We start from the raw sequence: 11,525 nt of genomic DNA, 5'->3' as shown, positions 1-11,525 counted from the left end.
GTAGGTACTGCTGAAGACAGTACGCAGGCCCTTGTCAGAATTGAAGAGATTCGTCCGACACTTGTGCTGATGGATATTAATCTGCCAGGTGAGATGGATGGCATAGATACGGCTATAGAGATCATCAAAAGATTCAGCATTCCTATTGTCTATATCAGCTCCATCCTTGATTCAGAAATCATGGAGCGGGCAAAAAAGACAAAACCTCTGGGCTATATTGTCAAGCCCTTTACTGATAATCAGCTTCGTGCCACCATTGAAATGGCACTGCAGGAATGATGATCATACCATCCCGATAAAATTTTTCAGAATTGAAAGACCACACATCCCACTCTTCTCCGGATGGAACTGCACACCAATCGCGGTACCCTTTCGAATTGAGGAGGCAAATGTGTTAATATAATCGGTTGATGTTACACAGTATTCAACCGGGGTATCAGCCCAGTATGAGTGTACAAAATACATATATGACTGATCCGGTATTCTCTCAAAGAGTGGTTCATCCTGCTTTTGAAGGTGTATCTGGTTCCAACCCATGTGCGGGATCTTATATCCGGGTGTATCTGAAAAACGCCGGACTGTTCCGGGTATAAGGCCAAGACCTTTATGAAATCCGTGTTCCTCAGAGAATTCCATCATCATCTGCATACCAAGACAGATGCCAAGAATGGGAACCTGCCCCTCTGATTCGATAAGTGCCTGGGCCAGATCCGCAAGCTGGGTCATCCCTTCGTGAAACGCCCCCACTCCAGGGAGGATGATTCCTTCTGCCGAACGGATATCGTCAAGGTTGTGCGATATCAGGACGTTTGCCCCTGCTTTTTCTACAGCCTTACTCACACTCCGCATATTTCCAAGCCCGTAATCGATGATGACAATGGTGCTCATGCTGCTTCGTCTCCCCTGGTTCTCCACTTCCCGCTCTCAAACCAGGAGTTGGAAATCCCATGCCTGTTCATCCATAGCAAGACAGCCTGTTCCCATTCCTGCCAGAGATCTGGATGAAGGGCCTTTATCTTTTCAAGAATACCAAGATCACTTGCCGGACACATATAACAGCCCATCCGGTCAACCCCATGCCGGTACAATCTGTTGTATGGTGCCTTCTCCCGAAAGATATAGAGCCATACATGCAAAGCGGTCCAGGTATGAATCGGTGCAAGACAGATCTGGTTCTTCACATAAGAATTCCGCCATACCCGTGGATTTTTCATTCTGGAAAAAGACTCGTACTTGCGTTGCCCGATAAATGAGACAATCTCTCCATCTTCTCCATAGCTGCTGATAATATGCTGACGAAGGGGCTCAAGTTTGGAGGTTTTACAACACCACCGGTTATCCCGTGCAGGCGGGCCTGATATCTCAAAATCACGCCAGAACTCATCAGCCGATGCAATCCTGATACATTCAAGATCGTATGTTTCACGGACGGCGCGGACATTCTCTTCGGTTGAGGGAAATTCAAGGCCGGTATCGATATACAGGATCGGAATCTTCCGATAGGTGTTCATGACAACAAGCAGGGTTGCAAGACTGTCTTTTCCACCCGAGTACGAAACTGACATGGGAAGATGTTCATACGGGCCGATATGATCCGCGATAAATTTTCCAGATGCTGCTTCAGCCCGTGCCAGCACCTCAGCATTTGCCGCGACTGCATCGTCCCATGATGCTGTGCCCGGAATGTATGCAGACGGGATGTTCTTTCTGGTCTTGACAACCTGTCCTCGTTCCATCCGGTTTGCTTCCTCTGCATCCATCCGTGCCCTGCCAACTCCTGCACAAATCCCGGATGGTGTCATCATAAAGACCTCATCACCCTCCCTGACAGACGGATCACATGAGACAAGACCTGGTGCCAGGAGACTTCTCCCTTCCCTGATCGATGAAAGTGCTCCTTCATCTATAATCATAAACCGCTTTTTCGGCGTACTGATGAGTGCCGCATCGGGTCTGGGAAGAGCTTCCCACCGTCTCTCCTCAGGGAGATACCGGATTGCTCCAACAATTGCACCCCCGACAATAATCTCTTCCATCCGGTCATGATCCGGAACCTTGTTGAGGAGAGCTATCTGGCCATCCGGAATGATCGACATTCCAAACTGTTCTTGATATATCGTATTGACAAAGGCAATATCATCAGGAAATGCAGGGCGTGCATCACCTGGAGGGGTGACCGGGACAGGACGGGTGTCCGCCCCGCATGCACAACGTTCTGCAAGAACCGGTGTATGACACGAATCACACCAGTGAAGGAGAATTCTGCCGTGGTATAATCCACCCATATCTCCCCATTGGTATGATCTCTCCCTACATACTGCTTTGTACTGACCAGCACTCCTAACGTGTGAAAAAGCCGTTTTTCTCTGAAATAAGAAAGGTGATCGAATAAAAAATATTATATGATGCGGATAACCACCTCAGTTGATCACGATCTATCATGACATATCGAGAGGGTTTGGCATTGTTCTGCCATTATGATGACCGGGAACTGGTGATACAATGATCCCGTTTATCGTCACTGCATCTGCGGCTTTTCTGTTTTATCTGGTGCTCGTTGTTGGATCAGGCTCTGTTCTATTCTGGTCATGGGAGGAAATATGTGCAGGAGTCATCATTGGTCTTGTGACCGGTGTCATCTGCAAAAAGATCTTCTGCAGACATGAAAATTACCGGATGCTCAGTCCGCTTCGGCTGCTCCGCATTCCACTCTACATCTGCGGACCATTTTTGGTTGAACTGACCAAAGCAAATCTGGATGTTGCATACCGGGTCATAACCGGCAGGGTACGGCCAGGGATCATCAGGTTGCACTCTGGGATGAAATCAGATCTCGGGGTGACCATGCTTGCCCATTCCATCACGCTCACACCAGGTACACTGAGTGTGGATGTTGACGAGAAGAGTCATGACCTTTTTATTCATGTCATTCACATTGACGAAGGCGATGAGAAAAAAGAGGTATTCGAAGCACGGGAGATCTTTTCATTCATGAATATTCCCGCATGGATCCGGAGGATTGCCGAGTGATCCCGGTTTTTATGATTGCTGCCCTGTGCGCCGTGGTTATTGCCTTTGGAGCACTCGTGCGTCTGATACTTGGACCTACCAACCCGGACCGGGTTGTTGCGGTGGATACCATCAATACGCTGACTGTTGCAATCATGATCCTACTTGGAGTGGTGTATCAGCAGTATATCTTTATTGATGTTGCCATCGTGTATGCCCTGCTCTCCTTTGTATCCACCCTGTATATTGCAAAACATATCGGCGGTGACCTCTGATGATAGCAGATACGATAATATACATCTTTCTGGCCATTGGCCTGCTGTTTAATGCTCTTGGTGTCATCGGACTCTTACGATTCCCCGATGTGTACACACGGCTTCATGCATCCACAAAAGCAACCACTTTTGGGAGTATCTTCCTCTGTCTTGCAGTAGTGGTCTTTGCAATTTCACAATATCTGGGATCTAGTGAGGTACAGTACCTCATGGTTATCACCCATACCATCATTGCGGTCTGTGCTCTGGCCATTACAAACGCTGCAGGCTCTCATGCGATTGCCCGGGCTGCCCACCGAAGCGGGCAAAAGCCAAAACCAGCGGTTGTGGACAGACTCTCGGAGGCAGGCCTGTGATAGATCCAGTTCATATCCTGGTGCTTATTGGAATCCTTATCACCGCAGCACTGATCATCTGGCAGAAGAATCTCGTTGCCGCCGCTGTGACCTTTGCAGCTTTCAGTTTTCTCCTCTCAATAGAATTTTACATCCTCCAGGCACCAGATGTCGCAATCGCTGAAGCTGCTGTCGGAGCAGGGATTTCAACCGCAATTTACATGATCGCAATCAGAGCAACCCACGACCAGGAGGTGACATGATGCGATCCAAAGCAGTATGGTTCACGCTCGTGGTACTCGCAGGAGGTCTCTTTTTTGCAGCGGTTTCACTGCCCTTTGGAAACCCGGCAATGTCTGATATGGATGATTATTTCATTGTACACGGCCAGGAACAGACCGGAGCCAATAATATTGTAACATCCATTGTCTTTGACTTCAGAGGCTTTGATACGCTTGGTGAGGCCTGTGTCCTGTTCACTGCCGTATCCGGAGTGGCGGTCCTTTTCAGACATCGAAAGAAAGGGGAGGATTACGAGTATGAGTGATAGTATGAGTAAACTCATCCGGACAACTGCGGATGTCATGTTCCTGTTCATCACCGTGTTCGGATTATATGTCGTCCTTCATGGACATCTGACACCGGGCGGCGGATTTCAGGGAGGGGCAGTTATCGCGACCGGATTTATCCTTCTCATTGTCGCGTACAGACTGGACGATTTTCTTGCATGGTTTAAAAAGAGTACATTTCAGTCATGCGAGACGACCGGCCTTGTTGTTTTTATCGGAACCGCCCTTGCTGCCATACCACTTGGCTACCTCTTTTTCATGAACTTTTTAAATGGAGCAGAAGGACTGTTTGGTCAGGCAGTCTCCTATGGCATTAATCCAGGGGTTTTAAACACCGCCGGAACGATCCCCATCATGAATATTGCTGTTGGAATTGAGGTCCTTGGAGGACTGAGTATTATTATTTTATATATGACAAGCGGAATTCGATCTCGCGAGGAGGGAGAATGATAGACAATCTCCCGTTTTTGGTTGTTGCAGGAACCATCATGATTGGTCTGTATGCCATCCTCATGAAAAAGGATCTGATAAAGATGATCATGGGGATATCACTTGTAGAATCTGGTGTAAACCTCTTCCTTATTGCACTCGGATACCGTTGGGACAGCATTGCACCCATCTTTACCGGGGCACCATCACTTGCGATGGTCATGCCAACAGTCCAGGCCCTGACTCTGACCAGTATTGTTATCGGTGTTGCAACCCTCGCTTTGCTGCTCTCTCTGGTGATGGTCATATACCGGTATTATCATACGACCGATGTCCGAAAAGTCACAAAACTGCAGGGGTAAACCATGGATATACTATTGAGCAATCTCCCCGGACTTCTTATTGCAATCCCCCTGCTGGGAGCATTTATAACCCCAATCCTCTCTCGTGCAGGAGATTCTATACGCACGACCTGGATACTTATTATTACTACCCTTACATCCCTCTGCGGACTCCTGGTCGCATCACGGGTGCTTGAAAGCGGGCCTCTTGTCTATGCATTCGGAGTTGATGCACTCTCACATGTGATCCCGCCAGATTCCGGGGGCATTCCCATCAGGATCATCTTCACAATCGATCCTGCAAGCGCTTTCATGCTTATCATCGCTTCAATTGTCGGATTCTGCATCACCCTCTACTCAATCTCCAGCATGGAGAAGTTATCAGGAAAGGACGGATTCTATACCCTTCTGCTTCTCCTGATTGCCGGTGTGTACGGGATGATCGCAACCGGTGATCTCTTTAACTTCTTTGTCTTCCTTGAGATCAGTTCACTTGCCGGAGCTGCTCTTGTGGCATACCGCATAGACAAAGGGGTTGCAGCAGAGGCGGGACTGAAATATGCCGCACTCTCAACCCTTGGAGGCATGCTCTTCCTGGTTGGAATCGGCCTTCTCTATGCCCAGTACAACTCTCTGAATATGGCAGTCATAGCAGACCGGATGCAACTGACCAGCCTTGATATCATCGCATTTGTCCTGTTCTTTACTGCTCTTGCCATGAAGTGCGGAGCCGTCCCGATGCATTTTTGGACACCGGACAGTTATGCCATGGCACCATCAGCAATTACGGCCTTTCTGGTTGTTTCTTCACAGGCAAGTCTGTATGCACTCTTCCGGGTGTGCTTTACCCTTTACGGGGGTCAGATCAACCCGCTTACCGTAGGATGGATTATCATCATCCTTGGAGTGCTTTCGATGTTTGTCGGTGTCACGATGGCAATTCCACAGAAGGATGTGAAGCGGCTGATGGCCTATCATGCCGTCTCCCAGACCGGATACATGCTGCTTGGTGTTGGTGTGGGACTTGCAGCCCTTTCAAGTACCTGTCTCTCCCAGAGTGTCGGGATGATGGCACTAAAGGGGGGTCTGTTTCACATTATGAATCATGCCCTGTATAAAGGCCTCCTGTTCCTGACTGCCGGTGTTATTATGTACCGGTGTGGAACCAGAAACCTCAACCAGCTCGGTGGCCTGGGGCATTCCATGAAATGGACGATGGTCTTCTTTATGATTGGATCGCTGGCAATCGCAGGAATTCCACCATTTAACGGATTTGCATCCAAGCTGCTCATCTATGAGTCAACATTCCTGTTCAATCCCATTCTCGCCGTCATTGCCATGGTCGTCAGTATCCTCACCCTTGCATCTTTCGTAAAAGTCTTTCATTCCATGTTCATGGGCCCAGTACTCCCCGAATACCAGGATGTAAAAGAAGCACCTATGCCCATGCTTATTGCCATGGGGATCCTTGCATGTCTGGTGGTTCTCTTTGGACTATTTCCCCAGCAGGTGGTCGACATGCTGGTTGCTCCCGCAGCATCGGCACTGGTGGATTATCATGGATATATATCAGCGGTCCTCGGAGGTGCATAAATGATCGAATCATTCACCCTTTCAACCGGTTTTGGAGCATGGAATGCCATATTCTGGGTGATTGCCTTTGCCATCGCTATTATTATCGGATGGCTCATCTGGTCACGCGGCGAGAAGACCTATGACACCAGTGCCGGATCAACCGCCCCGTTTCTTTCAGGAAATGCCGAACCGGAAAAGGCAGCAGTTCATATCAGGGCGGGAAATCTGTACTGGGGATACACAGAGGCGCTGTCAGGATACTATAGATTCATAAAACCATTCCATACCGGAAATCTGTCTGATTACTTCCTGGCATATCTCTTGGTTACGGCTCTTGTCCTCATCGTGGTGGTGATCCTGAAATGAAACTTAGTCCGTCGTTGAACCGGTCACTCTGGGTATTCCATGTGAATTCAGGGTCATGTAACGGATGTGATATCGAGATTGTCGCTGCCCTCTGTCCCCGTTATGACCCAGAACGGTTTGGAATAAAACTGGTCGGCTCACCCAGACATGCGGATGTTCTCCTTGTTACCGGTCCGGTCACCCACCAGATGAGAGACCGGGTCAAACGGGTATATGAGCAGATGGCAGCACCAAAGGTTGTCATGTGTGTCGGCACCTGTGGTCAGTCAGGAGGGGTATTTTATGAGTCCTATAATCTAGACGGCCCGCTCGACCAGGTCATCCCGGTGGATGTGTACGTGCCCGGATGTGCCCCCCGGCCGGAGGCTATCATATATGGGGTGGTACAGGCGATTGCAAAACTTGAACGGCTTGAAAAGGAGGGGAAATCATGAGAGCAACCATGACACCGCAGGAACTTGCGGACCGGTTTGTCACCAGATTCGGGTCCCGGGTACAGAATGTGCTGGTGAAGGAATGGTGCGAAGGAACAAAAAAACTTCCCCAGAAGACAGTGTGGATGACAGTGCCCCGTGAGATTCTCACTGATGCTGTCGCTGAACTCATCTCCATCGATTATCCCCACCTTGGGGTCATTGCAGCATCAGATACTGGTGACATGATCGATCTTCTCTATCACCTTCAGGTATTCTTTGGTGGAAAACACGAAGAGATCAATGTTGTATTTACCGTTCAGGTTCCTAAATCTGACCCCCATGTGCCAACAATATCAGGACTGATACCTGGTGCTGTTTATTCGGAACGGGAGAAACAGGACATGATCGGTGTCATTGTGGATGGAATACCTGACAGCCGGAGAATATTTTTGCCTGATGATTTTCCAAGCGGGGTATATCCCTGGAGAAAGGATGACAAAGGCATTCCCCAGTCCATGGTAAAGGAACTCTGGAAAGTGGATCGCCCCACCGACCGGCCTGCTCCGCCAGTTGCAGAACCTGAACCGGCCCAGGATATAGAGCCGGAATCTCCCCGTGCAGCATCAGGAGGTGCAACAGAATGAGTCAGAAAAAAGCACCATATGAACTTCCCATCGGTCCGATTCACCCGGCTCTTAAAGAGCCTATCAACTTTACGTTTACGATGAATGGTGAGGTCATCGAAGAGGTTGATTTTGCTCCTGGCCGGGCTCACCGGGGGATTGAATGGATGGGGATGCGGAGAAACCCGGTTCAGATCCTCCACCTCTGTGATCGGATATGTGGCATCTGCGGCGTTCATCATGCCCTTGTTTTTGCACAGGCTGTAGAGCAGATAGCAGAGATTGAAGTGCCGGACCGGGCATATTATGTCCGGACCATTATCGCCGAGTTTGAACGGATCCAGTCACATATTCTCTGGGCCGGAGTAGCCGCTCATGAACTCGGATTTGATACCCTGTTTTATCTTGCCTGGCAGCTGCGGGAGGAGTCGGTGGATGTTATCGAGTATATCACCGGGAACCGGGTCAATTACGGTATCATTATGCTTGGTGGAACTCGCCGTGATATCACCCCTGATATGTTCCCCCGGCTTGAGCAGGCGCTCCAGTACTATGAAGGCCTTCTTGAGAAGATGATCAATCTCTTCCTTCATGACAAAACAATCGCCATGCGGTGTAAGAACACCGGAATTTTAACAAAACGCCGGGCTCTTGAACTTGCAACCGTCGGGCCAACCTCACGGGCATCAGGGCTTGCGATGGATGTCAGGATAGACTCCCCTTATGCAGCATATGGAGATCTTGACTTTGATATTGTGCTTCCTGATATCTACAGCAGTGAAACAACCGGTGATGTCTATGATCGGATTGTCGTCCGTATCTTTGAGATAAAACAGTCAATTGACATAATCAGGCAGTGTATGAAACAGATGCCAGACGGCCCGGTCCTTGCCGAAGAGAAGTACGCAAAACTGCTCATGAACCTGAAGAAGGCATCTGGTGAGGCATTTGCTCGTGTCGAGGCGCCCCGTGGTGAGGATATGCATTATGTGCGGATGAATGGAAAACAGGAAGCTCCGGAGATGTGGAAGGTAAAAGCATCCACGTACTCAAATCAGATGGCATGGGTTGAGATTCTGAAAGGAGAGCAGATTGCTGACATTCCAATCATCGTCGCATCCATCGATCCCTGTATGTCATGCACTGACCGGGTGGCGGTAGTCAGTCATGAGGGACATACCGGTATTCTTACCAAAGAGCATCTGCACCGTTTGTCGGTTGAGAAGACACGGAGGCTTCAGGCATGAGTATGGAACTTCCCGTTATTGCGGCAGGTGTTGTGTTTGTCACGCTGTTTGGGATTATCGCCGGCCTCTTTCTGATGGGGATTGACCGGATATGTGCTGCACGGATGCAGATGCGTCAGGGCCCTCCTCTCACCCAGCCATTTACTGATATGAGAAAACTCCTCTGCAAAGACTCCGTCGTGCCGGCAAATGCAATCCCCACACTTTTTCATGCAGCACCCATTGTTGCATTTGCATCAGCAGTGTCGGTGCTCGTTTACCTCCCGCTTGGCAGTATCCTTCCGGTTGGCACACCTCTGCCAATGGTCGGAGAGTATGGGGATCTTATCCTGATTATGTACCTGTTGACGGTTCCGGCTCTTGCCATGGTTGCGGGAGGATTTGCATCAGGGTCTCCGTATGCCAGCATCGGGGCTCAGCGTGAGATGGTGACCATGATCGCCTATGAGTTCCCGCTTGCTATCGCCATAATTGCAATCGCCTGGAGACTGGCTGTTGCCGGACTCGTGATGCCGTTCTCTGTCAACACACTGGTTGCGCACCCGATCTGGACGGTAGTCGGACCGCTCGGAATCATCGGATGTATCCTTCTCCTCATTGTTCTTGCCTGGGTCACCCCTGCCGAGTTATCAAGAATCCCCTGTGACACTCCTGAAGCAGAGACTGAACTGTGCGGAGGGCTTCTTGTTGAGTACTCAGGCAGGAACCTGGCCCTCTTCTCCCTCTCCATGGCTGCAAAGCTGGTTGCAATGTCAGGTCTTTCCGTTCTCCTCTTCTTCCCCTGGAACCTCTCTCCGGTCATCGGGGTATCAGGAGTCCTGGGAGCGGGTATAGATCTTCTCTTCTTCCTCGTGAAAGTGATCATCGTGATGTTCTTCTCAGTATCACTCGTCCGGGTGGTCATGGCACGGTTCAGGATCAATACCGTAGTATCCCTCTACTGGGGATGGCTGACAACCATCGGACTTATCGGTATGGTACTCATCATTCTTGACGGGAGCGTTCTGTGGGGGTGTCTGTCATGATAAAACTCCCTTCAGTGCCGATGGTGCTTCGCCAGCTCTTCAAAAAACCGGCAACCAACTTCTTCCCGGCTAAAAATCTGCCGCCAACGATCACCGGATTTCTGGAGGCAGTTGCTGCGGGAAAGGCTTCCATTCATCCGCCAGTGCCAACCCCGGTAAAATATCGGGGTAAGATCCTCTATGACCGGAACACCTGTATCGGGTGCAGGATGTGCATCAGGGTCTGCCCGGCAAATGCGATCGAGTTTATTCCGGAGACAAAACGGATCAGGATCTGGATAACCCAGTGTGTCTTTTGCAGTCAGTGTAATGACATCTGTCCCAAAGACTGTCTGCATATGTCATCAGACTTTCTGCTTGCAACCGAGAACCGGTATGCGGAAAGTCAGATTGTAGAATAATGAGTGTGTGGGTTACCAGGTCTTTCCTGAATACCCTTCAATGGTTTTTTTCCGGGCATCTGCAAGTGCCGGACCGAGCGATACCGGATACCGCTCAGGGTTTTGTATCCTGACTACCTCGGCAGGTATTGTCTGAAGTGAGGTAATAACCTGTTTCCTGATCTCATCGAGGGGCTGAATCGGCCGGACGATGTACCCGTCTTTTAAGGCGGGGGAGAGTAATGGAACAAATCCCTCAAGATCAGCACCTGCTGATTCAAGTTCAATACAATCACCAGCCATCATCCCATCTGCATCATAGGAACGATACACCTGCTTAATGCCGGGAAGGGATGTCTTATCGGTATGATCGGTGACTTTCATCCGCATCTGACTGTCACCTGGTGACTGCTCTATCGATGACAACTTATATACCCCGGCAATGGCAGGCGATTCATGACCGGTTACCAGCCGGGTTCCAACACCAAAGAGATCAATGGGAGCTCCCTGCCGTTTGAGCTCTGCGATCCTATACTCATCAAGATCTCCTGATGCCACAATCCTCGTCTCAAAAAGGCCTGCGTCATCAAGCATCTGTCGTGCCTGCTTTGAGAGCGTGAGGAGATCACCACTGTCAAGTCTTACACCGGCAAGTATTCTTCCCTGTTGTTTCATCTCACGGCCGACTTCAATGGCATGGACCATACCACTCCTGATGGTGTCGTACGTATCCACAAGCAGGATCGTTGTATTGGGAAAGACCTCTGCATACCGCCTGAATGAATCCAGCTCTCTACGATATGACATTACATAGGAGTGCGCATGGGTTCCTTTCACCGGAATGTGAAATTTTTTTCCCGCTTCCAGGTTGGATGTCCCCATACAGCCCCCAAGATATGCTGCCCTGGACGCGGTCAGAGCACCGTCAGGCCCCT

The 11,525-nt window shown here is 49.7% G+C and carries 18 protein-coding genes; 15 read left to right on the top strand and 3 right to left on the bottom strand.

The features are described from left to right. Positions 1-279, top strand: a 279-nt coding sequence (locus PLA23_RS05355) for a response regulator (RefSeq protein WP_324474303.1), incomplete at its 5' end; no start/stop codon positions are given. A 3-nt stretch (positions 280-282) separates the two neighbouring features. Here the strand turns inward: PLA23_RS05355 and hisH are convergent. Together hisH and PLA23_RS05345 are read right to left on the bottom strand one after the other, a co-directional pair. Beyond that, positions 283-888 (bottom strand): imidazole glycerol phosphate synthase subunit HisH, encoded by a 606-nt coding sequence (gene hisH / locus PLA23_RS05350; protein WP_324330224.1) that lies wholly within the window; start codon positions 886-888, stop codon positions 283-285. Then, the gene (locus PLA23_RS05345; RefSeq protein WP_324474301.1) at positions 885-2,285 is read right to left on the bottom strand and encodes a phosphoadenosine phosphosulfate reductase domain-containing protein; all 1,401 of its coding nucleotides are present in this window, start codon (positions 2,283-2,285) and stop codon (positions 885-887) included. The genes hisH and PLA23_RS05345 overlap by 4 nt, the downstream gene beginning before the upstream one ends. A 217-nt stretch (positions 2,286-2,502) precedes the next feature. Between PLA23_RS05345 and PLA23_RS05340 the strand changes: the two genes are divergently transcribed. From PLA23_RS05340 to PLA23_RS05275, 14 genes are read left to right on the top strand one after another with little or no spacing between them, the layout of a single operon-like run. After that, positions 2,503-3,030: a Na+/H+ antiporter subunit E gene (locus PLA23_RS05340; protein WP_324330222.1), complete on the top strand. Its 528-nt coding sequence runs from the start codon at positions 2,503-2,505 to the stop codon at positions 3,028-3,030. Then, positions 3,027-3,284: a cation:proton antiporter gene (locus tag PLA23_RS05335; protein WP_324330221.1), complete on the top strand. Its 258-nt coding sequence runs from the start codon at positions 3,027-3,029 to the stop codon at positions 3,282-3,284. Before PLA23_RS05340 ends, PLA23_RS05335 begins: the two co-directional genes overlap by 4 nt. After that, positions 3,284-3,640 (top strand): monovalent cation/H(+) antiporter subunit G, encoded by a 357-nt coding sequence (gene mnhG / locus PLA23_RS05330; protein WP_324330219.1) that lies wholly within the window; start codon positions 3,284-3,286, stop codon positions 3,638-3,640. Before PLA23_RS05335 ends, mnhG begins: the two co-directional genes overlap by 1 nt. After that, the gene (locus PLA23_RS05325; RefSeq protein ID WP_324330217.1) at positions 3,637-3,882 is read left to right on the top strand and encodes a hydrogenase subunit MbhD domain-containing protein; all 246 of its coding nucleotides are present in this window, start codon (positions 3,637-3,639) and stop codon (positions 3,880-3,882) included. Before mnhG ends, PLA23_RS05325 begins: the two co-directional genes overlap by 4 nt. Next, positions 3,879-4,166 (top strand): hydrogen gas-evolving membrane-bound hydrogenase subunit E, encoded by a 288-nt coding sequence (gene mbhE, locus PLA23_RS05320; RefSeq protein WP_324330215.1) that lies wholly within the window; start codon positions 3,879-3,881, stop codon positions 4,164-4,166. Before PLA23_RS05325 ends, mbhE begins: the two co-directional genes overlap by 4 nt. 4 nt (positions 4,167-4,170) lie before the next feature. Continuing rightward, positions 4,171-4,638 (top strand): Na(+)/H(+) antiporter subunit B, encoded by a 468-nt coding sequence (locus PLA23_RS05315; protein ID WP_324474299.1) that lies wholly within the window; start codon positions 4,171-4,173, stop codon positions 4,636-4,638. Next, the gene (locus PLA23_RS05310; protein WP_324331182.1) at positions 4,635-4,979 is read left to right on the top strand and encodes a sodium:proton antiporter; all 345 of its coding nucleotides are present in this window, start codon (positions 4,635-4,637) and stop codon (positions 4,977-4,979) included. Before PLA23_RS05315 ends, PLA23_RS05310 begins: the two co-directional genes overlap by 4 nt. A 3-nt stretch (positions 4,980-4,982) precedes the next feature. Further along, the gene (locus tag PLA23_RS05305; RefSeq protein WP_324331184.1) at positions 4,983-6,551 is read left to right on the top strand and encodes a proton-conducting transporter transmembrane domain-containing protein; all 1,569 of its coding nucleotides are present in this window, start codon (positions 4,983-4,985) and stop codon (positions 6,549-6,551) included. Then, the gene (gene mbhI / locus PLA23_RS05300) at positions 6,552-6,899 is read left to right on the top strand and encodes a membrane-bound hydrogenase complex subunit MbhI (protein WP_324331185.1); all 348 of its coding nucleotides are present in this window, start codon (positions 6,552-6,554) and stop codon (positions 6,897-6,899) included. After that, positions 6,896-7,333 (top strand): NADH-quinone oxidoreductase subunit B family protein, encoded by a 438-nt coding sequence (locus tag PLA23_RS05295; protein ID WP_324331187.1) that lies wholly within the window; start codon positions 6,896-6,898, stop codon positions 7,331-7,333. The genes mbhI and PLA23_RS05295 overlap by 4 nt, the downstream gene beginning before the upstream one ends. Next, entirely contained in the window at positions 7,330-7,959 is a 630-nt protein-coding gene (locus PLA23_RS05290; protein ID WP_324331188.1) for an NADH-quinone oxidoreductase subunit C, read from the top strand. Before PLA23_RS05295 ends, PLA23_RS05290 begins: the two co-directional genes overlap by 4 nt. Beyond that, entirely contained in the window at positions 7,956-9,185 is a 1,230-nt protein-coding gene (locus PLA23_RS05285; RefSeq protein ID WP_324331190.1) for a hydrogenase large subunit, read from the top strand. The genes PLA23_RS05290 and PLA23_RS05285 overlap by 4 nt, the downstream gene beginning before the upstream one ends. A 2-nt stretch (positions 9,186-9,187) precedes the next feature. Then, positions 9,188-10,210, top strand: coding sequence for a complex I subunit 1 family protein (locus PLA23_RS05280; RefSeq protein ID WP_324474298.1), 1,023 nt, complete (start codon positions 9,188-9,190; stop codon positions 10,208-10,210). Next, the gene (locus PLA23_RS05275; RefSeq protein ID WP_324331625.1) at positions 10,207-10,611 is read left to right on the top strand and encodes a 4Fe-4S dicluster domain-containing protein; all 405 of its coding nucleotides are present in this window, start codon (positions 10,207-10,209) and stop codon (positions 10,609-10,611) included. Before PLA23_RS05280 ends, PLA23_RS05275 begins: the two co-directional genes overlap by 4 nt. 12 nt (positions 10,612-10,623) lie before the next feature. Here the strand turns inward: PLA23_RS05275 and pncB are convergent. Further along, on the bottom strand, positions 10,624-11,525 hold a 902-nt coding region (gene pncB / locus PLA23_RS05270), incomplete at its 5' end, for a nicotinate phosphoribosyltransferase (protein ID WP_324474297.1).

The sequence above is a fragment of the Methanospirillum sp. genome (genome assembly GCF_035406105.1).
In the GTDB taxonomy this organism is placed as follows: domain Archaea; phylum Halobacteriota; class Methanomicrobia; order Methanomicrobiales; family Methanospirillaceae; genus Methanospirillum.
This window is presented reverse-complemented; position numbering and strand designations above follow the sequence as displayed.